The sequence below is a fragment of the Paenibacillus daejeonensis DSM 15491 genome, from assembly GCF_000378385.1.
Taxonomy (GTDB): Bacteria; Bacillota; Bacilli; order Paenibacillales; family Paenibacillaceae; genus Paenibacillus_D; species Paenibacillus_D daejeonensis.
Genome location: NZ_KB899664.1, coordinates 105842 through 130089, shown reverse-complemented (window position 1 = coordinate 130089; position 24248 = coordinate 105842). Strand labels below are relative to the sequence as shown.

The 24248-nt window shown below is 53.4% G+C and carries 22 protein-coding genes; 10 read left to right on the top strand and 12 right to left on the bottom strand.

The annotated features are described in order from the left end of the window. Nucleotides 1–163 precede the first annotated feature (163 nt). The 6 genes from F556_RS0117590 to F556_RS0117565 all read right to left on the bottom strand — a co-directional run bounded on the left by F556_RS0117590 (nt 164) and on the right by F556_RS0117565 (nt 8544). On the bottom strand, nt 164–1495 hold the full coding sequence (locus tag F556_RS0117590; RefSeq protein ID WP_020618299.1) for an ABC transporter substrate-binding protein: 1332 nt from the start codon (nt 1493–1495) through the stop codon (nt 164–166). Continuing rightward, on the bottom strand, nt 1459–2334 hold the full coding sequence (locus tag F556_RS0117585; protein ID WP_020618298.1) for a response regulator: 876 nt from the start codon (nt 2332–2334) through the stop codon (nt 1459–1461). The genes F556_RS0117590 and F556_RS0117585 overlap by 37 nt, the downstream gene beginning before the upstream one ends. 17 nt (nt 2335–2351) lie before the next feature. Continuing rightward, entirely contained in the window at nt 2352–4163 is a 1812-nt protein-coding gene (locus F556_RS0117580; protein WP_020618297.1) for a cache domain-containing sensor histidine kinase, read from the bottom strand. A gap of 239 nt (nt 4164–4402) precedes the next feature. Beyond that, a complete protein-coding gene (locus F556_RS0117575; RefSeq protein WP_020618296.1) occupies nt 4403–6109 on the bottom strand; it encodes a methyl-accepting chemotaxis protein in 1707 nt (568 codons plus the stop codon). A gap of 161 nt (nt 6110–6270) precedes the next feature. Beyond that, nucleotides 6271–7296 carry a leucine-rich repeat domain-containing protein gene (locus tag F556_RS0117570; RefSeq protein ID WP_020618295.1) on the bottom strand — a complete coding sequence of 342 codons (1026 nt, stop codon included), beginning with the start codon at nt 7294–7296 and terminating at the stop codon, nt 6271–6273. Between the two features lie 609 nt (nt 7297–7905). After that, complete coding sequence (locus tag F556_RS0117565; RefSeq protein WP_245583086.1) at nt 7906–8544, bottom strand: hypothetical protein; 639 nt, start codon at nt 8542–8544, stop codon at nt 7906–7908. Nucleotides 8545–9348: 804 nt separating this feature from the next. On the opposite strand from F556_RS0117565, the gene F556_RS36385 reads away from it, so the two are divergent. From F556_RS36385 to F556_RS0117535, 6 genes are all read left to right on the top strand, one after another. After that, the gene (locus tag F556_RS36385) at nt 9349–10035 is read left to right on the top strand and encodes a TetR/AcrR family transcriptional regulator (protein WP_020618293.1); all 687 of its coding nucleotides are present in this window, start codon (nt 9349–9351) and stop codon (nt 10033–10035) included. After that, nucleotides 10022–10906, top strand: coding sequence for an alpha/beta fold hydrolase (locus F556_RS0117555; RefSeq protein WP_020618292.1), 885 nt, complete (start codon nt 10022–10024; stop codon nt 10904–10906). Before F556_RS36385 ends, F556_RS0117555 begins: the two co-directional genes overlap by 14 nt. 496 nt (nt 10907–11402) lie before the next feature. Further along, nucleotides 11403–13118, top strand: a complete 1716-nt coding sequence (locus F556_RS0117550) for an extracellular solute-binding protein (RefSeq protein ID WP_020618291.1) — start codon at nt 11403–11405, stop codon at nt 13116–13118. Between the two features lie 97 nt (nt 13119–13215). After that, entirely contained in the window at nt 13216–14106 is an 891-nt protein-coding gene (locus tag F556_RS0117545; RefSeq protein ID WP_020618290.1) for an ABC transporter permease, read from the top strand. Nucleotides 14107–14185: 79 nt separating this feature from the next. Beyond that, a complete protein-coding gene (locus F556_RS0117540; protein WP_020618289.1) occupies nt 14186–15076 on the top strand; it encodes a carbohydrate ABC transporter permease in 891 nt (296 codons plus the stop codon). A gap of 153 nt (nt 15077–15229) precedes the next feature. After that, nucleotides 15230–15619, top strand: coding sequence for a tautomerase family protein (locus tag F556_RS0117535; RefSeq protein ID WP_020618288.1), 390 nt, complete (start codon nt 15230–15232; stop codon nt 15617–15619). 5 nt (nt 15620–15624) lie between these two features. Here F556_RS0117535 and F556_RS0117530 read toward each other — a convergent pair whose 3' ends face one another. Genes F556_RS0117530 through F556_RS0117520 form a run of 3 tightly spaced genes read right to left on the bottom strand, consistent with a single transcriptional unit; the run spans nt 15625 to nt 17230 of the window. Further along, the gene (locus tag F556_RS0117530) at nt 15625–15990 is read right to left on the bottom strand and encodes a hypothetical protein (protein ID WP_020618287.1); all 366 of its coding nucleotides are present in this window, start codon (nt 15988–15990) and stop codon (nt 15625–15627) included. 7 nt (nt 15991–15997) lie between these two features. After that, on the bottom strand, nt 15998–16576 hold the full coding sequence (locus F556_RS0117525) for a TetR/AcrR family transcriptional regulator (protein WP_020618286.1): 579 nt from the start codon (nt 16574–16576) through the stop codon (nt 15998–16000). 48 nt (nt 16577–16624) lie between these two features. Beyond that, entirely contained in the window at nt 16625–17230 is a 606-nt protein-coding gene (locus F556_RS0117520) for a GNAT family N-acetyltransferase (RefSeq protein ID WP_020618285.1), read from the bottom strand. Nucleotides 17231–17400: 170 nt separating this feature from the next. On the opposite strand from F556_RS0117520, the gene F556_RS0117515 reads away from it, so the two are divergent. The 3 genes from F556_RS0117515 to F556_RS37835 all read left to right on the top strand — a co-directional run bounded on the left by F556_RS0117515 (nt 17401) and on the right by F556_RS37835 (nt 18982). Beyond that, nucleotides 17401–18072 (top strand): HAD family hydrolase, encoded by a 672-nt coding sequence (locus F556_RS0117515; RefSeq protein ID WP_020618284.1) that lies wholly within the window; start codon nt 17401–17403, stop codon nt 18070–18072. A 189-nt stretch (nt 18073–18261) separates the two neighbouring features. Continuing rightward, nucleotides 18262–18696, top strand: coding sequence for an Hsp20/alpha crystallin family protein (locus tag F556_RS0117510; RefSeq protein ID WP_020618283.1), 435 nt, complete (start codon nt 18262–18264; stop codon nt 18694–18696). Nucleotides 18697–18811: 115 nt separating this feature from the next. Next, complete coding sequence (locus F556_RS37835) at nt 18812–18982, top strand: hypothetical protein (protein ID WP_157272803.1); 171 nt, start codon at nt 18812–18814, stop codon at nt 18980–18982. A 619-nt stretch (nt 18983–19601) separates the two neighbouring features. On the opposite strand, the gene F556_RS0117505 is transcribed toward F556_RS37835, so the two are convergent. The 3 genes from F556_RS0117505 to F556_RS0117500 form a co-directional block, all read right to left on the bottom strand. Further along, nucleotides 19602–20120 carry a hypothetical protein gene (locus tag F556_RS0117505; RefSeq protein ID WP_020618282.1) on the bottom strand — a complete coding sequence of 173 codons (519 nt, stop codon included), beginning with the start codon at nt 20118–20120 and terminating at the stop codon, nt 19602–19604. Continuing rightward, nucleotides 20121–20393: a hypothetical protein gene (locus tag F556_RS37830; protein ID WP_157272802.1), complete on the bottom strand. Its 273-nt coding sequence runs from the start codon at nt 20391–20393 to the stop codon at nt 20121–20123. A 566-nt stretch (nt 20394–20959) separates the two neighbouring features. Next, nucleotides 20960–23113, bottom strand: a complete 2154-nt coding sequence (locus F556_RS0117500) for a glycoside hydrolase family 3 C-terminal domain-containing protein (RefSeq protein ID WP_040716934.1) — start codon at nt 23111–23113, stop codon at nt 20960–20962. Between the two features lie 174 nt (nt 23114–23287). Between F556_RS0117500 and F556_RS0117490 the strand changes: the two genes are divergently transcribed. Next, the gene (locus tag F556_RS0117490; RefSeq protein ID WP_020618279.1) at nt 23288–24157 is read left to right on the top strand and encodes a helix-turn-helix transcriptional regulator; all 870 of its coding nucleotides are present in this window, start codon (nt 23288–23290) and stop codon (nt 24155–24157) included. The last annotated feature ends 91 nt before the right edge of the window (nt 24158–24248 follow it).

Genomic DNA, 24248 nt, shown 5'->3' with positions numbered 1-24248 from the left:
GTCCCTCTCCCCTGCATTGATATAGCGCCGTTTAGTAAGCGCTTTAATTCCAATGCAAAGTATACGTCAAGCACAGCCGGCATTGGATAAACAGATCTTCACAGTTAATAGAACAGATCGACGTAATCCGAAGGACGGGCAGCCATAGACGCATAGATTCAATCTATTCGTCTCCCAGGCTGCCCGAATGCAGATAATCATCATGCCTTTGCTTCATATTGGCGAGCGTCTGCTCTAGCGTCTGCACGCCAAGAAAATACTTCTCATACTCCTGGGTACGCAGATCCAATACCGGCTGTGAGAGGCCGCGGACAAACGTTCGCTGCGGGTTGCCGTAGAAGACGTGCTCCAGCGATGCCATGTCATAGCGGTCCCGGTGGCCCCCCAGGAAGTAGTCCATGGCCGCCTCCAGATCGGCATCCCGCGAGGCCGGCAGCCTGCCACCCTGGGCCATCGGCACCATACCGCCGTCCGCATACCACTTGGCGAATGTCCATGCCGCCTTCACATTGGGCGAGCCGGGGTGGATCGACAATACGTCACCGAGCCCTCCACGGGGGATATAATCCTCTTCACGCTCCGTCAGGCGGGGCACCGGGGCAAAGGCAATTGTAAATCTCTGCGGATCGTCCGCTACTTGGTTGGCGCTTCGGAACAGCCATTCGCCGATATTGAGCATGGCTGCTTCGCCGCTTAAGAACATTTGCTCGACCGGCATCTTGGAGGTCAGCTGCATCCCGTACTCCGGTGTCGAACGATCCTCCGTCATCATCGCCTTCAGACTCTTCAGCCAATGCGCCACCAGCGGATGATCGAACCGGGATTGCCCATCGTCTCCCGTGTAGCCCTCATAGGTGAGTAGCGAGTCGACCGGATCATCGAAAGGCTCCAGATGCTGCAGCCATCCGTATGCATGCGATTCAGACAGCTTGCTGGCGTACATTCGCATGTCGTCCCATGTCCAGGATACGGGGATCGGCAGCTCCGCCGCCTCCAGCGCCTCTTTGTTCAGTGCCACGAAATAATAATTTTGCTTGGTCGGCAACCCATAGTACCGCCCATCAAACGCCCATGCCTCCGCATCGTCGCCCATCTTTTCCCTGAGGTCATAGTCGCCAAAGCCGTTCAGATCGAGCGCGACTCCGGCCTCTATGCGGCGCTCCAGCTGAGAGCGCGAGTAATTAAAATACAGATCGACCTGCTGGCCCGCCATCAGCGCCGTATCCAGCTTCAGATTGCCGTCGTCGTCATTGACATATCGGACATACTCAAGCACGATGTCAGAATGCGCTTCGTTCCATGCAGCCACTACACGCTCCGGACCGGCCTCGGGCGGCACGCCACCCCAGAGGGTGAGTCGGGTCCGGCCGTCGCCCGTCTGGCCGACTCCCGTAATCATTTGCGGCTCAGAGAAGTTGCCCGCACATCCACCTGCCAGAGCCACGACGACCACCCACGTCAATCCGAACCGGCTTGCCCAGCTTCGCTTGCCCACTCGTCTCTTCCCTCCCCGGACCGCCAGCCCTCTCCCTTGCGATACAGGCTCGGCGTCTGCTTTGTATGACGTTTGAAAATTTTGATGAAATAATTATCGTTGGCAAATCCCACTTTATGACCGATCTCGGAGACAGGCAGGCCGGTATGACGCAGATACCAGATCGCCTTGTCGACCCGGACCTGATGCAGATAATGAATAAGTGTGCAGCCGGTCTTCTTCTTGAACAGCGCGCTGACATAATTCTCGCCCATCATCACATGGTGGGACAAAAACTTCACGGACAGGTCCTGGTCGTAGTGGTCATGGATATAAGCAATAATCTTGCTGACCTCAGGGTGACTGACCCGGGTCCCATACCCCGCACTACTCTGACTACTCTCATCCGTCCGTTGCTCCTCAGCCGCAGGCCTCCCGGTCGCTTCGTCTGTGCGAGCCAGCTCCCGCTGACCGTCACTCTCCTTCTCCAGTTCTGCCCCAATCTTGCCAAGCGTCTCCCGCAGGTCCTTAACATTCATCGACAGCTTCAGAATATAGTTGGAGGCGCCGTACTCCATCGCCTGGCGAATATACTCAAACTCGCTCATGCAGGTCAGCATGACAAACTTAGCCCTGATCCCCGCTTCTCTCGTCTGCCTGAGCAGCTCAATGCCATCCATCTCAGGCATGATGATGTCGGCCAACACCAGATCAGGCGGCTCCCGGCGGATGAGCCGCAACGCCTCTGCACCGTTGCCCGCCTCGCCGATAACGGTGAAGCCCATGCTCTCCCAATCGATGATCTCCCGCACAGACTCCCGGACGAATACTTCATCCTCGACCAATAATACTTTCCACATGCGCATCCCCCCTGTATCTACGATGGCTGCTGCCGCGACGGTAAGATCGGCCCTGACGCATCCGGACCTCCATAGGGCACCGACACCAGCAGCGGGATCGTAATCAGCGCTTCCGTCCCCTGCTCCAACGCGGTCAGCTCAAAACCGCCCTGGCCCTTGAACAGCAGCGCCAGCCGTTCTTTCAGATTGCGGATGCCAATCCCACTGCTCCTGCGCGCCAATGGCCGTTCCCGAGCAGCTTCCAATCCGGCACCGTTGTCCCGTACCCGAATTTTGAGCTGGTAGCGTTCCCGTTCGATGACAATGTCGATCCTGCCCTCGCCCTCGATGTGCGCGATGCCGTGCTGGATCGCATTTTCAACCAGTGGCTGGATACTCAGCTTGGGCACCAGGGCGTAAGCCGTATCCGGTTCATACCGGTATCCGACATCCAGCTTGTAATTGAACCGCTTCTGCTGAATATGGACATAGGCCTGCACCAGCTCGAGCTCATCCTTCAGATGGATCATGTCGAGCTCCGAGTTCAGACTCATCTCCAGCAGCTTGCCCAGCGAGACGCAGATCTCCTCGATGTCTTCATTGCGCTGGCGGATCGCAATCCATTTCATCGTGTTCAGCGTGTTGAGGAGGAAGTGCGGGTTGATCTGCGCAAGCAGCATCTGGAAATGAACCGCCTCCTTCTGCCGCTCCTCCTCCTTGAGCCGCTGGATCAAGCCGTTCATATCGTCCAGCATCGAGTTGAATGTCCGGGTCAGATCCAATATCTCGCCGCGGTACTTGTCCTGGGGTAGACGGATTTTCAGGCTCTTGCGGACCACATCCTTCATCTTGTTCTGCAGATGAGACAGTGGTCTGGTAATCGTGGAGGCGATCATGAAGGTCATCGCGATGAACAGAGCCATAAAGGCGATCGACGTGGCAAAAAATTGCCGCTTCAGCGCATCAATTTCATTGAACAATACGCCAAGCGGCGTCCGGTTAACCATATACCAATCCAGAGTAGGAATATAGCTGTAATTGACCACCATCGTCGAAGCCTTGTCGATAAAATAGCCGTTACTCTGGGTTTGTGCAATCTGCCGGACCGCCTCGTCCGTAAGCAGGCCCTCTGCCCGGGACTGTGCGACATGCTCGCCACCTGCGGTCAGTAGGAAATATTCCTGGTCCGGGGAATAGGCATGCAGCACAGACTTGAACCAGTAGCTGTAGTCAATGCTGATCCGGGCCACGCCGTAGGGGCGGTAGCTTCGGTTTGGGTCCTTGAAGACTGTATACATGGACAACAGCCGCTGACTGGCGGACAAGTCGCTGGCGACATAGTTCTCTTCGTCGGTAACCCAGGCGGTATTCTGATTATTTGTAAGCGCTTCCTGAAAATACCTGCCTTGTATCAGCTGCTCGTAGTCGAGCGCCCGGCGGGGCTGGTATGACGTATAAGTATTGCCCTTGAGGTCCAGCAACGTGTAGTACACGACCGGATTAAGCAGGAACAAGCTGTTGTTGATGCCGATAAATTTGGCTTCCATCGCGTGCTTGTTGTCGAGGATCGTCTTGTTCTCCGGATGAAGCAGCACCTCTCGGACCGCCGCATCCTGCTCCAGCATAATCCACGTCTTGAAGGCCATGTTCATCAAGTCGTCCAGCGCACCGATGATCTGCTGCAGCTGATCGTAGCTTTTCTCGCTGAGCTTCTGCTGCATCACCGCCTCGACCCTTTGATAATTATAGAGATTCAGAATGCTGAACGGCAGCAGGATCAGCACCAGAAACGCAGTGAACAGCCGATATTTCAATTTCTGCGGGAATAGCAGACGCAACCTTTCCAGCATGCTTCAACAGCTCCTTGCGACTCAATAATGAACATTTCAGTTAAGAAGTCTCTTCATTATATCATCCCTTGCCTGCTCTCAAGTCGGCCCCCATCAATTGTGAAGTTATGTTGCATGGACAACCTCCCAGGTACACAGATTTGTTCTATTGAATCCAATCTCCGGGACGCCAATCAGCCCGGATCCCAGAAGTATCTCTACCTCCTACGATCCAGGCCTCTCTTGTATCATTCACCGGATCAGGTCCGGAACCGCTCGACCAGCTTGTCCAACTGCCTAGACGTCTGCCGCATGGCGTCTGCTGACTGGCGCGTGTCTGCAATGGCATCACTCTGCTCTTGGGAATCGGTTGCAATGGCTGTGCTCTGGTCGGCCGTGGTGTGCGTCATCCGGGCAATCTCATCGGAAGCCGCAGTCGCCTCCTCGGCCGCTGCCGCCATCTGCTGGGCGGAGGCAGAGACGCCGTGCATCTGCTCCGCCACTCGGTCGACCTCACTCATAATCGCATCAAACGTCGCATGTGCCGCCCGGATTTCCACAATGCCCTGGGCGACCTCCTGCTGCTCCTCCGCTACCGTCTGGGTCACCTTGTCCGTACCGGCCTGCATCTGGCCGATCAACTGATCAATTCGCTCCGCCGACTCGCCGGCTTCACCTGCCAGCTTGCGGATCTCCTCGGCTACGACGCTGAAGCCCCGTCCATGCTCGCCTGCCCGTGAGGCCTCAATGGCCGCGTTCAGGGCAAGAATATGCGTCTGCTTGGCAATGCCTCGAATCGTCGCAATGATCTGTCCTACCTCCTGCGAGTCCCTTGCCAATGCGGCGACGTCCGCATCAACGGTTCTGGAGGTCGCATGGATAATCTCGACCTGCCGCACAGCCTGCGAGATTGCCGTCTGGCCACGGTGTGCTGCTGTCCTGGCCGATTGCGAGGCATCCGCAACAACTGAGGAGGACTGGGCTACCCGTCCGATCCCGGCACCGACTTCCTCCATCGCCCGTGCTGCCTCTGCCGCAGCCACCCGCTGCTGACCGGCGGCGCGGCTCATCTCGTCCGTTCGCTCCGAAATACGGCTGCCCACAGCCATGGCCGTCTCGGTCCGTCCCGTCAGAAGCTCGGAGGACTCTCGCATTAAAGCCGCACTCGATTGAATGCTGCCGATCATCCCGCGCAGGTCGCCTACCATGTGGTTGAAGCCTTCGGCCATAATGGCGACCTCGTCCTTTCCCTTCACCGGTACTGTTGCCGTCAGATCACCGTCTTGAACCCTGCTCATGGCGATGGTCAGTCGTTTGAGCGGCCCGACTATCAGCCTCGCCAGCAGGGTAACTAAGCCGATTGCCACCAGTAGGACAATTCCTGTAATCAGCATGATCCGGCTGCGATTTTGCTGTAGTAAGTCATAGACATTCTCAGCATCAAAGTCCGCACCCAGCACACCGATAAGCGTCCCTCCATCCAGAATCGGAACATAGGTTGTAATGGTTGCATCATAGGTATCATCTTTGGTAAGCGAGCCGATGTACGTCTGCCCACTCTCAAACACCGGCAGCATGTCCGTTGTTTCCGTTTCCACATCTCCGAGTGCGGAGAAATCGTCGGCGTCTGTGCCTTCAGGCATGCCGTCGACCACATAATAATATTCAGGCCCCTGCGGTGTCTCCCGCACGGCCATGGTATACAAATATTTAAGACCATTCGTTTCCCGGATCTCGTTGAACTGGCCGCGCAGCTCATGATAATAGCTATCGGGTCCCGCCTCCGGTGTAATCTCCCGGTACCGCTGCAGATCAATCCGTGAGACCGCTGTCTCGGCGATTGTGCGAGCCTGCTCGCCAAGCGATTGAACAACCAGTTGCTCTGCCGAGCGGGCAATCATAAAGCTCACGATGACGCCCGTTCCTATCATCAGAATGCTAAAAAACAACACCATGCGCACCAGCATACTTCTCAAGTCGATCTCCCCCCGCTTCCATTATAAGGCTTGGATTGGAAAACGGCACGAGAAATTTCGACAAAAACCGGGTTAACTGCGCAAAAGGTCTTGCGACTATAGACTACCAATACGCTTATATCGCCAACGGACTTGGTAGAAAAGAACCCCGTTCAAGTTAGTATCTTTGACAAATGTGTCAGTGCCAGCGACGGAATGCGATGCGCCTCTGGAATATTCTCAATGATTATATGCTCCTTGCCTGCTTCGTGCATGTGCTTGCGGAGCGCGGCAATCCGCTGCTTGCCTGTATCCATGAACCGGAAATCCACTTGGCGCAGACTGTCCATTGAAGCCAGCCGGGCCAGCTCTTCGGCAGTCACGGACTTCGAGATTTCCTTGAGCAGTAGTACCTCCAGACCACTTGCGCTCCACAGACCATTCACATTCCGCAAGGACTTCATATAATCCAGCTCCAACTGTGCGAGACGGGTCAACCGTGATAGATCGCATAGTTGCTCCACCTTGGGCAACGACAGCTGCAGCGAAGTGAGATTGTGCAGGTGGCTGATTGCGTCAATCGACGTCAGGTTGCGCACGGAAGACAATCTGAGCATGGTTAGATTAGATGCTGCGAGCACTTCTAGCGGACCATTCAGTGGGACGCTGTCAATAGCCAGATAGGTGATAAACGGCAGGTCAACAAGGAAATCCAGGCTATTAACCGCAGTATTCAGGACCAAGGTGGTCAATCGAATACAATCCTCAATCGGAGACAGCTCCTCAAATTTGCCGCTGAGTGCAAGGTAGGTTAAATGCTTGTAATTGCGGATAAAGTCGATGCTCTGCTTCTTGTCCGCGCGCAGGTTCAAGTACTGCATCCCTTTCACAGCCGCCAGCTTGCTCAGATCCTGCCGCTGCCGGAGATGCAGCTGCAGCGCAGCAACATGTCGTAGGTCGGCCAGCGTATCGAGGAAATCTTCTGAGTAGCGATCTTCTTCCTGCGGGTTATCGATCTTCAGAATCAGGTCAGGACGCCGGGCGAATACGCGCCGGTCCAACTCCTGCAGATCCTCCGTGGTGTCGGACCCGACCACGAAGCTAATGGTTCCCCGATGCCGCAGCTGACTCACCGCCTGCTCCATCTTATCCGCATCCCAGGGGACGCCCCCCATCGATGCCGTCCATATCTCGCTCATGTGCATGCCTCCTGTTCAACTTTTCCAGTCTTCTCTATTGAAAGCATACCTCCTCCGCCCAAACATTTCATCCTACCCGGCTCCTACTCGGCCTGTCCCATATTAGGGTGAGTGGCCGCGCACATATTGAGAGCCGCATCCTGCTGATGGCGGGTAATGGGTTGCCAGATCTGGGGGTTTCCAGGTCTGGGGTCGGGGATCCTATTATGCGGCTGCGACGCGGGACCTTCTCGGCAGGCCAGCCGCATTGTATATGAAATTTCATATACATATGCCCACTTTTCCGTAAAACGGCGCAATAAGCTCGAAATTTCGTGTTTATTTCACGTTTTCATCGCGAAAACCAGAAATAGATATGAAATTTCGTGTTTAATTGTATTTGTTTAAACTGAACAACCTGCCATCACCTGTATCCTCCGGATCGACCAACCGTTATACACCAAGCTACAGCTATCAACGAGTGACCTAGTTGCTGCCTACAATGTAATGTAATACCGACCGCCGCTACGCCGTCTGACCCCCGGGGTCCGGAGAACTGCCTGCGGAGCACTAGTCGGCAATGGAATGCCATACTCCAGCCATACTCCAGCTGTCCCTCAGCCATCCCACCTACACCAAGTCAGGGCCTTGCAACGAGCCGATATACTCATAAGCCACTACTCGACCTGACAGTCCTTTGTCCACCGGACGAAACTTCCCTTTCTCCACCAACTGTCGGCAGTACTTTATAACGGTCATCGTGTGAATCTCCAATTCCTTCGCTGCTTCAACTGGCCGAATAACCCGATGGCGCCGGATCGCTGCCCGCATCAGCTCGCGTTCAATCTTGCAATACAAGCCCCCAGAGACTCTGACCTCGCTTTTTGCGGATAAGTAAGGGGAGAGAATGTTCCGCAGTGCATTTAGAATGAATGTAGGATTCTCCTTCAGCTCGTCCAAGGCAATGTAGAACACCTCGCAATCCTGCGCTTGCAAAAACAGACCCCGATTCAAATCTCTGCGATACTTGATGCGCTCTTTCCCGTGGGAACCAAAATCCATGATTTCGAAGATAAAGCGCCTGGCCATCACGATCCACATGAAATCCACAAAATAAGACCGTCCGCGCCAATCCTTAACCTCATACTCTGGATGCAATCCCTCAAAATGCCCAACTAATTCCCACCAAATCTTCTCTACAAACAATTGATTACCAAATCCGTGCCCACGTCTTAATGCGTCCAGACGTTCACCCCTTCTTTGTTTCATGTGGTAGTTCATCCATCGCTCCTGCTCAATTTGAAACCCCATCACCATCACCTCATCCGCTAAAATAAAAATGCCCCGGCGCCTCTCTGCTAGAGAAAGGAACCGGGGCATGCTTTGCCTCGTTTGTTGAATATTTTCCCATAAATTCAGCTTTGCTGCAACTACTATATTACTAAGTTAGCCATCACGCACCTTACAATGGAGTGGGGGAACCGAGTTAAGCTCCGGCCTATAGGAAAGTTGATATGAGCGAGCTCATCAGTTTGAACGATTATTAACTACTGGCCACTCCCACCCTGTTCAAAAGCTGCTCCGATTCCCCATTACCTGGTGAACACACACGTACTGGCTGCGCACAGGTACCAATCCCCCCTGCATCGACGGCGCAAACCATTGTATATGAAATTTCATATACATTTGCCCACTTTTCGGTGAAACGGCGCAATAAGCTCGAAATTTCGTGTTTATTTCACGATTTCATCGAGAAATCCCAAAATATATATGAAATTTCGAGTTTATTACCGGGTACGCGCATCCCCCACCAGGCTACACCAACTCTTCTACTCTGTTCCATTCTGTACCGTTCCATCTATCCACTCTGTTCAGCACTCTCAATATTCTACCATGTGCAACTCCGGTTTATTTTGTCTCGCAGCTGGCGGCTCCCAAGGTTCGGGGTGCGATAACATGGGGTTCCGCAGTTCAGCCCCACCATCTGCCTCTAACTGACTGACCTCAAAGGAGTTTTCATTAAATTACCTTTTTGTGGTACTATTTGAATGAACGTTCATTCATAACAGGGTGGTGCTTATCATCAAAAATCAATCCATACAATCGGATCAAAGTCTAGGATTGCAGCAACGGTTTTACGACAGCTTCGAAGCGGCGGCAGGCGACCCAGTCCGGCGAAAAATCATTCTACACGCAGTAGATGTGTTTTCGCACAAAGGATTTGCCGGCACCAAAATTAAGGATATTGCGGAAAGTGCCGGCTTTAGTCAGGGCTATGTATACACGTATTACAAATCCAAAGAAGAGTTGTTTGTACAAATTGTAAAGCTAACTTCAGATGGCGCTGCCAACTCAATACTGTGGGCCTCTCAACTGAAAGGCACACCGCTGGAACGAATCACTTGGTTAACCAATGCTTTCATCTCGCCAACCAGCATAGCCCTACAGCATTGGCGCTTCAATTTACTACTTGTCGTCGCTCCGGGCGGCATTCCTGAAGAGGCTCTGACAATTATGCAGCAACGGCGGGGTGAACCTTTTCAACATTTAATTCCTTTGATTGTTGAGGGTCAACGTCGTGGGGAGCTTCGACAGGAAGATCCGCTCATGTTGGCCATTACCTATTTTTCTATGCTGCAAGGTATAAGCATCACTCGCATCCAATCAGAAGGAAGCGAGGCGGAACCGCCTCTGCCGAATGCTAGAGTGCTGCTGCGCTTCATGACAGCTTCAGGGGAGGACGATGATGGAAGTGTTTAAAAGTAAGGCGTTGCGCGCGCAGGTCCTGTCCTCTTATGATGAAATATTACGAATGTGGGATACGGACGTGGAAGCTCATGACGTCTCCACAAGTTATGGCATCACACATTGCCTCACCGCCGGTGAACCCGACGCCCCACCGCTGATGCTGTTTCATGGTGTAGGTGATAATTCAGCGCTAATGTGGGCACTCAATATGAAAACACTGGCCCGCCATTTCTATTGTATAGCAGTCGATACGCTTGGCGGCCCTGGCAAAAGCAAGCCCAACACGCGATTCACGCGAGTCGAATTCGAACAGACCGTCTGGATAAACGAACTCGCCCGGCATTTTAACCTTCATAAGTTCCATCTCGCCGGTGTCTCCAATGGGGCTCATATAGCTTATCAATATACAGTGACCTGCCCGGAGCGGGTCTTGCGCACCTTATGTCTAGAGGGAGGGCCCGTGCAGCGCCCAATCAAGGCAATGATCAGCACACTAATGCTAATGTTCCCTGAAATGCTGATACCGACAGAGCGCAACCTGCGCAAAATCATCGGTAAGCTAAGTTCACCCGCGTCCGATGTATTTGACCGACATCCGCTATTAGAGGACCATCTTGTACTGCTGATGAAGAGTCACAACCAGCGGGCCATGTTTCCACATCGTCCACATCCGTACGATCGAGAAGCTGACCGAAAGGTGCGAGACAAGTTTTATTTTTTGCTGGGCGACCACTCTACCGTAGTGAGAAAAGATTTGGCTGCTCTTCTAGCCCAGGAAGGCTATCATTACAGCATCATTCCCCAGGCGGGTCACGCCATCAACCATGAACAGCCGATACGTGTGCATCAGGAGTTGATCTCCTTTTTACTGGAGAAAACCTGACGTATCAGCTTAGCTGTTGACCACTCTGGCATTTGTTCGGTACCTAAAACGTCATCGCACCAAAATTGTATATGAAATTTCATATACATTTGCCCACTTTTCCGTAAAACGGCACAATAAGCTCGAAATTTCGTGTTTATTTCACGATTTCATCGCGAAAACCAGAAATAGATATGAAATTTCGTGTTCGTTGTCGGCTAGTCGCCCCCCTCCCCGCTAACTGTATCTGTGTGCCACCCCCTTGCCTACATTCGCCCAGCATCCCTTTAACTCCATCCGTCTACCCTGGCCGTGACGCGTTGCCGCTAGGGTAGACAAATGTCTCCCTGCCGGGGGGTGAGATGTCAGATCGTCGGCCACCGGGCATACAATCAGCCTACATCCGACCCCCTGTATACGAAACCGCTTTCTATCCTGGTAGGCGTTTTCATTGTGTTACAGTTAAAGTGTCCTAAAGAACGGGCAACACACTTTCCACAGAAAGAAGGGGTGCACGATGAAGAAAAAATCAAGCTTGCTTGCGCTGGTGCTGGCCTGCTCCGTAGTGATGGGTGCTTGCAGTAACGCGGGTAACAACACACCGCCAGATCAAACCGGGACGCCGGACAATAACACGTCCGCCAACACAGAACCTGCTGATCCGTTTGGCCGCTACGAAGAAGCCGTTACTATTAATGTGGGCATCGACGTGGATCCGACGGATAACGAATTGCCGGCTGGTGACACGCCGATGGACAATCAGTACACCCGACAAATTAAAGAAGCGCTCAATGTGGACGTGAATCATCATTTCGCGGCTTCGGGCCAGAACTACCGTCAACGCATCAGCCTGGCAATTGCCAGTAACGACTTGCCCGATGCGATGGTTGTCAATGCCGTCGAGCTGCGCCAGATGGTAGAAGCTGACCAACTGGCTGATCTAACCGAAGTGTATGAGAGATATGCCTCACCGGAGATCCGGGAGATCATCGAGAGCACGAATGGCGCTGCTCTGAATGCTGTCACTTTTGACGGAAAGATCATGGGTATTCCTGGTGTTCAGGCGAATGCAGACGGCTACCATTTGATGTGGCTGCGGAAGGACTGGCTGGACAAGTTGAATCTTGAGCCGCCAACCACAATGGCTGAGCTGGAGACTGTTGCACGGGCCTTCGTCGAAGACGATCCGGATGGCAACGGTCAGCGTGATACCATCGGTATCACCGGTCCGGAGAGCGGCGGCAAGCTGTATGCCAATTTCCTGGAGTCCAAAAATAATCTCTACGGCTTTGACCCTATCTTCTCGGCCCATCATTCGTACCCAGGCTACTGGCTGGAAGGCGAGGATGGCAACCCGGTATATGGCTCGATCCTTCCCGAGACGAGAGAAGCACTTGCCAGCTTGAGAGATTTGTACGCCAAGGGTCTAATTGATCCAGAGATGGCTGTTCGCAACAAGGCGGATGAACCCATCATTGCAGGCAAATCCGGTATCTTTTTTGCACCATGGTGGATGGGTTACGGTCCACTGACTAATGCCGTACGGAATAATCCGGAAGCCAACTGGCAGGCTTATGCTCTTCCACTGGATGAGAGCGGTGTGTTCAATGCCCATATCGCTACGCCTTCCACTGATTTCGTGGTTGTCCGCAAAGGATATGAGCATCCAGAAGTTGCGATGAAGCTGTCGAACAATTTGCTGAAACAAGAGCAAGAGAATACGTTTGACCCGAGTAAGGGCGGTCCAGGCTACTATCCCCTGCGTGTCGTCCATGCCCCATCTGACGAAATTGAATTTACAGTAGAAGCTACCCGTGAATTGCTGGCGGGCAACAAGACGGCAGAGGACTATCAAGACGCCAAGACCTACAAGCTTCTTCAATCCGATCTGGCCAGCATCAAAAGCATTAAAAATGAGCCTTACGATGTCTTGGATATCGAAACCTGGAACCCGGAAGCTAACTGGGGAGCCTGGACCCGTTCGTACTCCATCATGGTCGGTGGCACCCCCTTGGTCGATACCGACATCAATGAAGTACCGAGTCTGATCTATGAGCAGACACCGATGATGGAGAGCCGCTGGGTCAACCTGCGCAAGATTGAAGACGAGACGTTCCTACGCATCATCATGGGCGCCGCGCCGCTCGAGACCTTCGACACCTTCGTCGAAGACTGGAAGCGTCAAGGCGGCGACCAGATTACACAGGAAGTAGCAGACGCGCTGGCAGAGTAATCTGAAGGGCGTATCACACACACCATAACCAGACGCCCCGGCGCCGCGCCGGGGCTCTGGAACATGCGCCGTAGGATGCGGGGAAAGGAGTGCCGTCATGCGAATGAAGGGTTTCGCCAAACATTACTATCTGATGCTGGTGCCGGGATTCCTGTGGCTGTTTGTCTTCAGTATCATCCCGATGTTCGGCATTGTCATTGCATTCCAATATTTTAATCCCGGCAGAGGGATCACCGGTTCAGACTGGGCCGGGCTTGAGCACTTCCGGTATATGTTGCTGCTTAGAGATACCCAAGAAGTTTTTATCAATACACTGGTTATTGCATCGATGAAGATTGTTGCCAATCTGATTGCGCCGCTGATGTTTGCCCTGATGCTTAACGAGCTGCGCCTGATGATTCTCAGACGCTGGATTCAAACGATTGTTTACCTGCCCCACTTCTTGTCGTGGGTTATCTTGGGGGGCATCGTCCTTGACTTGTTCTCCTATAATGGACCGGTCAATCAATTGACTGCTTTGTTCGGCGTCCAGCCGAAGCTGTTTTTTGCCGATGCGCAGCTGTTCCCATTCCTGGTTGTCACCACTGACGTCTGGAAGGAGTTCGGCTTCGGCACGATCATCTATCTGGCTGCCCTCACCGGGATCAATCCTGCGCTGTATGAGGCCGCCAATATTGATGGCGCGGGGCGCTGGAGAAGTCTCTGGCACATCACCCTGCCAGGAATCCGTACGACAGCGGTACTGCTCGCCGTGCTCAGTCTGGGCAATGTACTTAATGCAGGATTTGATCAAATCTTCAACCTGTACAATCCGCTAGTGTACTCGACAGGCGATATTATTGATACCTGGGTCTACCGGACTGGCTTGCTTAACCTGCAATATGAGCTGGCAACCGTCGTCGGTCTGTTGAAGTCCGTTATTGGCTTCCTGTTGATCTCGGTCTCGTATTATCTCGCCTACCGTTTTGTTAACTATCGCATATTCTAAAGGTTGTTCAAAGCATCGGTTTGTAATGACCTTTTCTACGTGATACAACTCATTTCAACTAGAGCAGGAGGTGCAGACCTTGGTCCGAGATCAGACGCTAGGCAACCGCGTGACCGATATTGTGCTGATTGTTATCCTGGTAGGCATTACCTTGTCATGCGTCCTGCCGATCTGGTATACGCTCTCCCTGTCGTTAAGCTCCAACTCGGCCGCTGCGGCCGGACAGGTCTGGCTATGGCCGGTGGATTTCAATCTCAACGCATACGGCCAGATTCTTAATGACAGTCAGTTTTTCCGGTCCTTTTGGATCTCGACCCAGCGCGTGCTGCTGGGAGTCTCACTCAATTTTATCATCGTTGCGCTTATGTCTTATCCGCTCTCGCGAACGGCAGCGCAATTCAAAGGCCGCAATGTATTCATGTGGATCCTGATCTTCACGATGCTGTTCAACGGCGGCTTGATCCCGCTGTATCTGACGGTCAAAGAGCTCGACCTGCTGAACAGCATCTGGGCACTCGTCCTCGTCGGCGGCGCGCAGACGCTCGTATTCAATATCATCCTGACGATGAACTTCTTCCGCAACCTGCCCAAGGAGTTGGACGAAGCGGCGCTCGTCGACGGTGCAGGACCATGGTATACGCTGTTCAAAATCTACATCCCCCTGGCTGTACCGGTGCTGGCAACCGTCTCGCTGTTCAGTATCGTCTATCACTGGAATGAATTCTTGTACGGACTGGTGTTCATGACCCGAGAGCAGTTCTATCCGCTCCAGACGTACATCCAGCAACTCGTCGTCTCCGTCGACCCTTCGACAATGTCGGAGGATCAGTATCGCCGACTGGCGGAGCTGTCTAACCGTACGCTGGATGCGGCCAAAATCTTCATCGCGATGCTGCCTGTTCTCATCGTGTATCCGTTCCTGCAGCGTTTCTTCATTCATGGCATTACACTCGGTTCAGTCAAAGAATAGTACGGACCTCCACCCCGCTTCTTCAGGAAGCGGGTTTTTTAACGTCATTTTTGGATCGACGGACCGGTTACTTTGTGAGAGAATGGCATCAGACGATTGCGCGAGCCAGCTTAGATACGTCACATGCTCGCCAGAGGAAAGGTGGCTTGCCTTATGGCTCAGTTCAAAATCTATGGCCTCAAGGATAGATTGAATCCGATTAAGGCCGAACTCTCGGATATTATTCATGCGACGGTCATTACGGCATTCCAGCTCCCGGCAGACAAACGGTTCCAGCGGTTCTTTCCAATGGACCGCGAGGACTTCTATTATCCGGAGGATCGTTCCGACGCCTACACTGTCATTGAAGTCAGTATGTTCGAGGGGCGCTCGGTGGAAACCAAAAAACAGTTCTATCGTTTGCTATTTCAAGCGATTCAGTCGCAGCTGGGTATCGATCCGCAGGATGTGGAGATCACGATTACGGAGACGCCGAGAGCGAATTGGGGGATACGCGGCTTGCCCGCCGATGAATTAAATCTGAATTACCGGGTGGATGTGTAGCATGCTCACATGCGGCCCAGGACGGGCTGCGACGCTTCGCTGAGGAAGTTGACAATGTCAATCAGGACATCCAGGCCCGCATTGACATCGGTGGTTCCCTTACCTTTGCCGATTTCTTCTTCGACGGGTTGATTGTCGACTGGGTCGTTCAGGGTCGCATCCAGGCCTCCCAGCATGAGGTGCGAAAGAAGCTCTACAAGCTCCAAAGTATTGTGAATGATCTCTTGCGCGAAGCTGGATGGGCGCAGGGACGGCTGCAAGCGGTCCAGGACAAAATCACAGCGTTGTTGGAGAATAGCTGAGATTACTGAATGATTAGCTGGTGCGGAACGATGGTACTGGCGCGGCGGGGTAACATGCTTGATAGGCAACAGTCCCCTATACTTCGTCTTTATCTACCAGCCCATACAGCACAATATTGCACATGGCCTTCATACCCGACTCAAAACTGACCTGCTGCCGCGCCGTGAACTCATAATCCAGCAGCTTCACCAGCGTCTGATCCAGCATCAGCCGAAGAATCGTCGTATCCAACTTGTGTAAGTGACCATCCGCAATCCCCTGCTCCACCAGCTCGATTAATTCATCCCATATGGAGTCGATGTAGCGCTCGGCCTTCGCCCACTGCTCGGGGTAATGGCGCTGGAAATCATCCGCATACCGCAGCAGCACACCAATATGATAGCTGTCGGGGACGTTGCGGATATACAGCTCAATTTTTTCCTTGAATGAATAGCTGTCATTTTCCAATATCGCAGCATCCGAGCGCTCCATATCTGCAAATATAAAATCAATCGTCTTGTCGATCATGTCATGCTTATTCGAAAAATAAGTGTATAGGGTGCGCTTGCTCGTGCCTAATTCCCGCGCCAGATCCTCCGTTGTAAAATGAGTACCCTTCCGGCCAAGCAGCTGCAGCAGCTTCAAATACACCTGTCTGTCAATGTCCTGCGGCATATGTCCTCCTGTAAAATCCAATTGCGTAGTGATTGTTATGCCTTCAGGTTACAACAGCTTAGCCATCCGATACAAGAAAAAAGGCTTGCGGTTGATTTTGTCCACCACCGTATACCCCAATCGTTCATACAGGCGCCGGGCGCCAATATTGGACTGCTTGACCGTAAGCGAGCTCTTGCGAAAACGCAGTTCTCTCGCTGCCTCCTCTGCATGATGAATCAGCTGCGTGCCAACGCCCAGCCCCCGGCTCTCCGGCAAAGCCGCGAGTGATGCAATATGAAATTCATCAGGCCGTCCTTCCTTCAGGTTCATCAGGTTCCATATCGTCTGAAGCTGCAAGGCAGCATGCGTGAGGAGCGGCCAGCCACGAAGACCAACCAGCGCCTTCAGCGTAGGCCATGACAGTTTATCCATCTCCGAGACCGGAAGACAAGTGACGATCCCCAGCGTCTGATCTCCCCGTCTCGCTTCATAGGCAAATCTGTAACTAAACCGGTTGTGAGGATGCTTCCACAATCCCAGCATCGTTTTCTCCATCACCGCCTCATCGGTGCTGCCCGCAAGGGTATGCGTGACTTCCTCCAGCGCTATCATGTTGAGCCTCGCGCCTACAACGGATTCCGGCTCAGCCTGCACAACCGTTAGATGTTCCATTTCCATCCGCCTCCTTGTTATATGGTACTGAATTAGTTTTATTGGTACCAGTATGACTCACGGACAGGTCTGTTGTCAATTCAGGTGAATCTGTCACTATAAATAATTCCTTTATTATGGTAACGTAATAACAAGGTAACTCAATAACGTAATAAAGGATGATGGGATGAATGATTGAAATAGAAGCGGTCGTGTTTGATTTTGACGGTCTGATTCGCGATACCGAATGGTACGAGTATCAATCCTTTTGCACCCTTTTGCAGGAATATAATGTCGAGTTGCCTTTGGACCTCTACTGCTCGCGGGTCGGAGATTACAATGGCGGCTTCGATCCGTATCAATATCTGCAAAAATGCGTGAGTAAATCGTTAGACCTAGAGATGCTACGCATACGCCGGCGAGCAGTCTATTCAGAACTGGTGCCAGACCGGTTAACCCGCCCAGGGGTTATGGAATATCTGAACCGCGCAAAACAACTTGGATTGCCCGTCGGACTGGCCTCCAGCTCACCAAGAAACTGGATCCTCACGAACCTTCAAGAATTGGGCATTACCTCGTATTTTGACTGTATTCGCGGCAACGAAGATGTCGCCTGCGTTAAACCAGACCCAGAGCTATATCAGCTTGTGACGACGACACTCCGCGTATCCCCTGAGCGTGCCATTGCATTCGAGGATTCCCCTGCTGGAGCGGCAGCAGCCCTTGCAGCCGGGATGTACTGTGTGATTGTGCCCAATGCTCTGACGTGCCATCTGTCGTTTCCAGGGTGTCATCTGCGCCTAACCACAATGACGGATCTGACCTTGGATGAGGTAATCGCACAGCTGCCTGAGACCCCGTAATTCATCAGATAAAGTCAGTAGGTCAAAATTGGTCAAAATTAAAGAAAGCATGAAATTTTAGATTTAAATTCGCCAAAAACCGGCCAGAACTGCGGATTTCGGCGTTTTTTTGCCGTTGAGCAGGGAATGATTCCAGCGCTATAATTAGAACTGTAAGCACCACTAATTCTATATAAGGAGCTGATTTTGATGTTTGATCTGATTCCATTACGCAAGCGCCAAGAGGATATGTTCGGACAAATGCTGAAATCCTTCCAGGATCTGTCCGATGATCACTGGTTGTCTCCTTTTGGCGGTCAAACCTTCCGTACCGACATCCGGGAAGAAAAAGACCGGTACCTGGTCGAAGCGGAGTTGCCCGGCATCGCCAAGGAAAATATCCACGTGGATGTGGATAACGGCTATCTCACCATACGCGCCAAGCGCGATGACTATACCGAACAAAAAGACGACGACAATCGGCTGATCCGCCGTGAACGCCGCTCCGGCGAATTCGTCCGCCGCTTCTATGTCGACCGGGTCGACGAGGACGGCATTCAGGCCAAGCTGGACCAGGGCGTTCTGAAGCTGGAGATCCCCAAACGTCCAGGCCCCGATGCCCGTCGGCAAATTCAGATCCAGTAAGCCTGGCAGAAGACGCCCAAGAAGGGCGTTCTCAACCCGCAGGATTCGGCAGCATGATGGTAGAGATCCCAGCACTTTCCCAAGGCGGGCAGTCTCAGCTCGGGGATCCAGCTGAATGATGGCGGACGTACGCCCCCATTGCGGGACGACTGCCCCCTTGCTGGCGAGACGCTACGACGACCATATAGCAGGGGGGATTCCATCTGCCTGGGGAGAGGACTATATGACCTATATGGCTAGGTTACTCACCCCGCTGGCGTGGTGCGTATGCGACCCCTATGGCTAGGTTGCTCACCACGCTGGTGTGGTGCCTATACGACCCATATGGCTGGGTTGCTCACCACGCTGGTGTGGTGCCTATACGACCCATAGGGCTGGGTTGCTCACCACGCTGGTGTGGTGCCTATACGACCCATAGGGCTGGGTAACTACCCGGCTGGCAAATGACTATACCAATCAGAGCCATCATTCCGGCAAGTTGCACCGCGGTGATGGCTCTTTTGGATAGGGAGTGACTGCTCTTGATTGCGCTGCTGCTCTAACGGCCATATAAGCACTTATTGGGGCCTTTTTTAGATACTCCCGCCTCTAACGGCCACCATCGCAGTTATTCTCACCAAAACACTCAGAAACTAGCTTCCCGAAGCAAAATAACAGCACATATGGCCGTTAGAATTCCAAACCACCAATTTAGCGCGAAATAGCGTCCGTGGTGGCCGTTACAGCCGAGGTCCGCACCCGTTACGCTCATTCATGCTCCACTGTGGCGCATCCCCGCGGAGATGCAGCACGTTGATCGGACACCTACTAGCAATCTTTCACCGGTAACCGATAATTCGCCTGCTTGGCTCACCATTTCAGCCATCCATAAGCTTCGACGCACTCCCTACAGTCCATGATTCACTTTAATCCACCAAGCTCCTAGTCGAGTGTTCGAACTGGCCATCCAGCGGATAAAAGCGATACGACACAGGCTCCCCCTCGACCTCCAAATAGATATAGTAGACATGATCTGTCATTTTTAAGAAGGTGTGATCGCCAATGCCCAGCTTTTGATAATTACCCTCAGGGAGTTGCACTTGCACTGTTTTTCCAGCCTTCCTCTCATATGCCTCCACTTTCTCGACCGCCTCTTCATACGTATAGGCTGGCAGATTTGCATAATAGTAAGCCCCAACACCCGCATAAATAATGCAGGTTGCCACAAACAAAGAAAGCAACTTTTTCTTCTTACTTCCCTCCATAAAGAAATGAATCATTAACGCACTTGCGATTATGAATAGAAAGCTTAAAACATAAAAATCATCATGATTTAAAATGTAAAGATACCTTTGATTAGGATAAATGAAAATTAACCTACCAAGTAGCAACAACACAAACATGTAGGCTGCAACCATGAAATCTAGCTTTCTGGCATCTGTCATCTACTCGCTGCCTCCCCACGTGGTGATCTTTTTTAGTACACTTGATTTGCTACCCCGCCAGAGGATGTCGATTGCCGCTTTACCTTGGTCTAGATAATTCGGTGCTCGGCCGCACTGAGAACTGTTCCAACTGCCGTTTGGCAGTTGTTTCAGCGCTTGGTCACGCTGCGGGTCAACCAGCTGCCATTTGCGTTCAATTCGATGCCGGCTGAGTGAAGGGCTGCTTGGATTGGTGTAGAATGCGCGTACCCGCCAATGAACTCGAAATTTCATATATATTTTGGGGTTTCTCGAGGAAATCGTAGAATAAACACGAAATTTCGTGCTTATTGCATCATATTACGTAAAAGTGCGCAAATAAGTATGAAATTTCATATACATTTGGGTGCCCGGTGCAGGTACAGGCTGGGCCAACTACCATTGTTGGCGCTCGGCCACAGTGCGGGCTAATCCAATTGCCATTTGGCAGTTAATTCGGCGCTCCGCCACAGTGCGAGCCGACCCAACTGCCGTTTGCAGTTATGTCGGCGCTCGATCACGGTGACAGCCGACCCAACTGCCGTTTGCAGTTATTTCGGCGGTCGGCCACAGTGCGGACTAAACCAACTGCCATATGGCAGTTAATTCGGTGCTCGGCCGCACTGAGAGCTAATCCAACTGCCGTTTGGCAGTTGTTTCAGCGCTTGGCTCAAGCAGCGAGCACCCTCCTAAATATTGTAACTCTCCTACAATCGTAACATGGATACCCTCTTTTGACGACCATGTCCCCGGACTCCACAAAGAAGCCGCGCAGCCCCATGGCTACGCGGCTTCCTCTCACGCTTCGGGCGAATCTACCTCTAAAGTTCCCGCTCCCGATGGGAGGTAAGCTGGAACGCGACGGGCTGCTGCCCGGTCAGGGACTGACTGCGGGTATCCGGCTGGGAGGTGCCGACGTAGACAGTATAGTCTCCCTCATACAGCACTCGCTTGCCTTTGTCATCATAGAGTCCGAAGGCCTCCAGCGGCAGAGTAAGCGCGAGCTCCTGCTCTTCATTCGGCTGCAGATGCACCTTGCGGAATGCCTTCAGCTGCGGGTTCGGCGTGCCCTCACGCTCTGCCTTCACATACACCTGCAGCACCTCGCCACCAGCTATGTGTCCTTCGTTGCGCAGCTTGGCCGTTACCCGGACGCCTCCCTCTCCCAGCTGGTCGCCGTCCACTCTCACATCGGACAGGCTGAACTGTGTATAGGACAGCCCGTAACCAAATGAGTACAGCGCCTCCTGCTGCATATAGCGGTACGTACGTCCCTGCATCGCATAGTCGGTGAACTCCGGCAGCTCATCAACCGAATGATACAGCGTGATCGGCAGCTTGCCCTCCGGCGAGAATTCGCCAAAGATGGCTTCCGCGATAATACGGCCGCCCTGCGATCCCGGGTACCAGCCCTGGAGGATCGCCGAGACATGCTCGTCGGCCCAGCCCAGACCCATCGCGCTGCCCGCCAGCACGACCAGAATGACCGGCTTGCCACTGGCATACGCCGTCCGCAGCACCTCTTCCTGCAAGCCCGGGAAGGCCAGATCGCGCTTATCGCCACTACCGTACTGATTGCCGGTATCGCCCTCTTCGCCCTCCAGGCTGGCATCCAGACCCAGGCAGACGACAACGACATCACTCTGCGCGCAAACGCCTTTTACTTCGGACAGCCGGTCGCCGGCAGCGCCGAGCCCTTCGACTTTGTCCTTGTACAGGTGGCAGCCCTCAGAGTAAAAGACCCGCACCTCATCGCCCACAGCATCCTGAATGCCCTCCACAACCGTAATATACCGGGAGGCCGTGCCTTCGTAGTTGCCTACAAGCGCCCGCCGGTTATTGGCATTCGGACCAATGACCCCAATCGTGCGGATAGCGGACTTATCGAGCGGCAGCAAACCGTCGTTTTTCAACAAAACCAGACTCTCCTGAGCGGCCCGGCGGTTCAACGCCTGCATCTGTACCGAATCGACGGCCTCATAGCCAATGGTGCTGTAAGGCACCCCCTCTGGTGCATCGAACATGCCTAGCTTCATACGTGTCGTGAATAGACGAGTTACGGCCCGGTCGATTGTCGCTTCGGTGACCAGTCCGCGCTCCACCGCTTCCGTCAGATGAATGAAGAGCGAGCCGCAGTTGATGTCACAGCCTTTGTTCACCGCCAGCGCGACGGACTCGACCTCATCGGCCGTTACCTTGTGATGCAGATGGAAGTCGCGGATCGCCCAGCAGTCGGACACCACATGACCGTCAAAGCCCCACTCTCCACGCAAAATCTGCTCCAACAACAGCTCACTGCCGCAGCATGGCTCGCCGTTCGTCCGGTTGTAGGCACCCATTACCGCCTCCACTTGGGCCTCTTGCACGCAAGCCTGGAACGCAGGCAAATACGTCTCATACAAATCCTGCACAAATACCTCAGCGTTGAAGCTGTGCCGGATATCCTCCGGACCGGAGTGTACGGCAAAGTGCTTGGCGCAGGCTGCGCTTTTCAGATACGCTTCGTCGTGCCCCTGCAAGCCTTGAATAAACCGCACCCCCAGCCTTCCCGACAGATACGGGTCCTCGCCGTACGTCTCGTGACCACGGCCCCAGCGCGGATCGCGAAAAATATTCACATTGGGCGCCCAGAAGGTCAGCCCCTTATAGATATCTGTGTCGCCGAATTGCTGCTGCATATTGAACTTGGCGCGTCCCTCCGTCGCCGTTGCATCGGCAACCTCCTCCAGCAGCTCCTCATTGAAGGTCGCCGCCAAGCCGATCGCCTGCGGGAACACCGTCGCCACACCTGCCCGGGCCACGCCATGCAGCGCCTCGTTCCACCAGTTGTAGGCCTTAATGCCAAGCCGGTCAATCGCCGGCGCCGCGTGCAGCATCTGGCGCACCTTCTCCTGCAGGGTCAGCTGCGCTACGAGTTCCTCCGCGCGGCGTTTGTAGGCATCAACTTTCGTTCGATTTTCCACTAATTTTGCCATCCTCTTATTGCCCCTCTCCATTCCCCATTCTGGTCCTGTATCCGATTACAATGACTGGTTTCGCCCATTCGTTGGTGTTATTATAAGCCCATGGCGACCGTTTCGCTTCCAACCCCATGCGATTTGCTCCTCAAATATTGCGATTTTTACGGTAGTCAGAAGGAGGACATGTCCTTGATTGAAAAATTGGACGGAACCCGGGAAACCGTCCTGTTCCGGGAGGGCTTCGGAATTCGTCTGTACCGGAACAGTGAGCCGGAGGACTACCCGCTGCACTGGCATACCGCTGCGGAAGTCATCCTGCCGCTGGACAATCTCTATACGGTGCGGGTCAATGACTCGACCTATACGCTTCATCCCGGGGATATCCTAATCATTCCTCCCGGTGAGCTCCATGAGATTACAGCACCAGAAACAGGCGAACGGCTGATTATGCAGTTTGATCTGTCGCTGCTGCACAGCCTGAAGCTCTTCGATGCTACCTTGCATCTGCTGCGTCCCGCCCTGCACGTCCCAGGGGAGAGCACCGGCACGGCCAGCTCCGGGCTACAAGCTCTGCTCCTCCAGCTGCGGGACGAATATCTGGGTGAAGCCCCGCTCAAAGAAGCTGCCGCTTATGGCCTGTTGATCCAATTCTTCGTCCAGGTCGGACGCGAGATCGCCTTGGAGGGCGTTCGCAGCAGACAAGCCCGGGGGACCCGGCTGCATCAGCAGATCGATACGTTCCTGAAGGTGTGCCGATACATGAATGAGCATTGCACGCGTGAGCTACGGGTGGAAGAGCTGGCAGAGCTGGCCGGTTACAGCAAGTTTCATTTTACCCGGCTGTTCAAATCAGTCATCGGTATGTCCTACTACGACTATCTGACCGGCCAGCGCATCATGCGCGCCGAGCTGTTGCTGGCTGATCCTGCGTTGTCTGTCACTGAGGTGGCGATGCGCGCAGGCTTCGGCAGTCTCGCCACCTTCAACCGTGCGTTCAAGGCGTACCGGCAATGCACCCCCACTCAGTACAGAGAATTATATGTGAATTGGCAGAGCTAGGACGGGTTTTCATTAAAGGGTACCTGACGATAAATGCGGAGAATTGTACATCGGCCTGCATTATTGTACATTGAGCCCGGCCCGGCCGGTC

Coding starts and splice junctions, on each gene's coding strand:
- F556_RS37835 (WP_157272803.1), top strand. CDS start 18,812: ATGATGGCGGACGTACGCCCCCATTGCGGGACGACTGCCCCCTTGCTG.
- F556_RS0117570 (WP_020618295.1), bottom strand. CDS start 7,296: ATGAGCGAGATATGGACGGCATCGATGGGGGGCGTCCCCTGGGATGCG.
- F556_RS0117565 (WP_245583086.1), bottom strand. CDS start 8,544: ATGAAACAAAGAAGGGGTGAACGTCTGGACGCATTAAGACGTGGGCAC.
- F556_RS0117550 (WP_020618291.1), top strand. CDS start 11,403: ATGAAGAAAAAATCAAGCTTGCTTGCGCTGGTGCTGGCCTGCTCCGTA.
- F556_RS0117505 (WP_020618282.1), bottom strand. CDS start 20,120: ATGACAGATGCCAGAAAGCTAGATTTCATGGTTGCAGCCTACATGTTT.
- F556_RS0117580 (WP_020618297.1), bottom strand. CDS start 4,163: ATGCTGGAAAGGTTGCGTCTGCTATTCCCGCAGAAATTGAAATATCGG.
- F556_RS0117545 (WP_020618290.1), top strand. CDS start 13,216: ATGCGAATGAAGGGTTTCGCCAAACATTACTATCTGATGCTGGTGCCG.
- F556_RS0117510 (WP_020618283.1), top strand. CDS start 18,262: ATGTTTGATCTGATTCCATTACGCAAGCGCCAAGAGGATATGTTCGGA.
- F556_RS37830 (WP_157272802.1), bottom strand. CDS start 20,393: ATGAAATTTCGAGTTCATTGGCGGGTACGCGCATTCTACACCAATCCA.
- F556_RS0117535 (WP_020618288.1), top strand. CDS start 15,230: ATGGCTCAGTTCAAAATCTATGGCCTCAAGGATAGATTGAATCCGATT.
- F556_RS0117555 (WP_020618292.1), top strand. CDS start 10,022: ATGGAAGTGTTTAAAAGTAAGGCGTTGCGCGCGCAGGTCCTGTCCTCT.
- F556_RS0117500 (WP_040716934.1), bottom strand. CDS start 23,113: ATGGCAAAATTAGTGGAAAATCGAACGAAAGTTGATGCCTACAAACGC.
- F556_RS0117520 (WP_020618285.1), bottom strand. CDS start 17,230: ATGGAACATCTAACGGTTGTGCAGGCTGAGCCGGAATCCGTTGTAGGC.
- F556_RS0117585 (WP_020618298.1), bottom strand. CDS start 2,334: ATGTGGAAAGTATTATTGGTCGAGGATGAAGTATTCGTCCGGGAGTCT.
- F556_RS0117515 (WP_020618284.1), top strand. CDS start 17,401: ATGATTGAAATAGAAGCGGTCGTGTTTGATTTTGACGGTCTGATTCGC.
- F556_RS0117525 (WP_020618286.1), bottom strand. CDS start 16,576: ATGCCGCAGGACATTGACAGACAGGTGTATTTGAAGCTGCTGCAGCTG.
- F556_RS0117575 (WP_020618296.1), bottom strand. CDS start 6,109: ATGCTGGTGCGCATGGTGTTGTTTTTTAGCATTCTGATGATAGGAACG.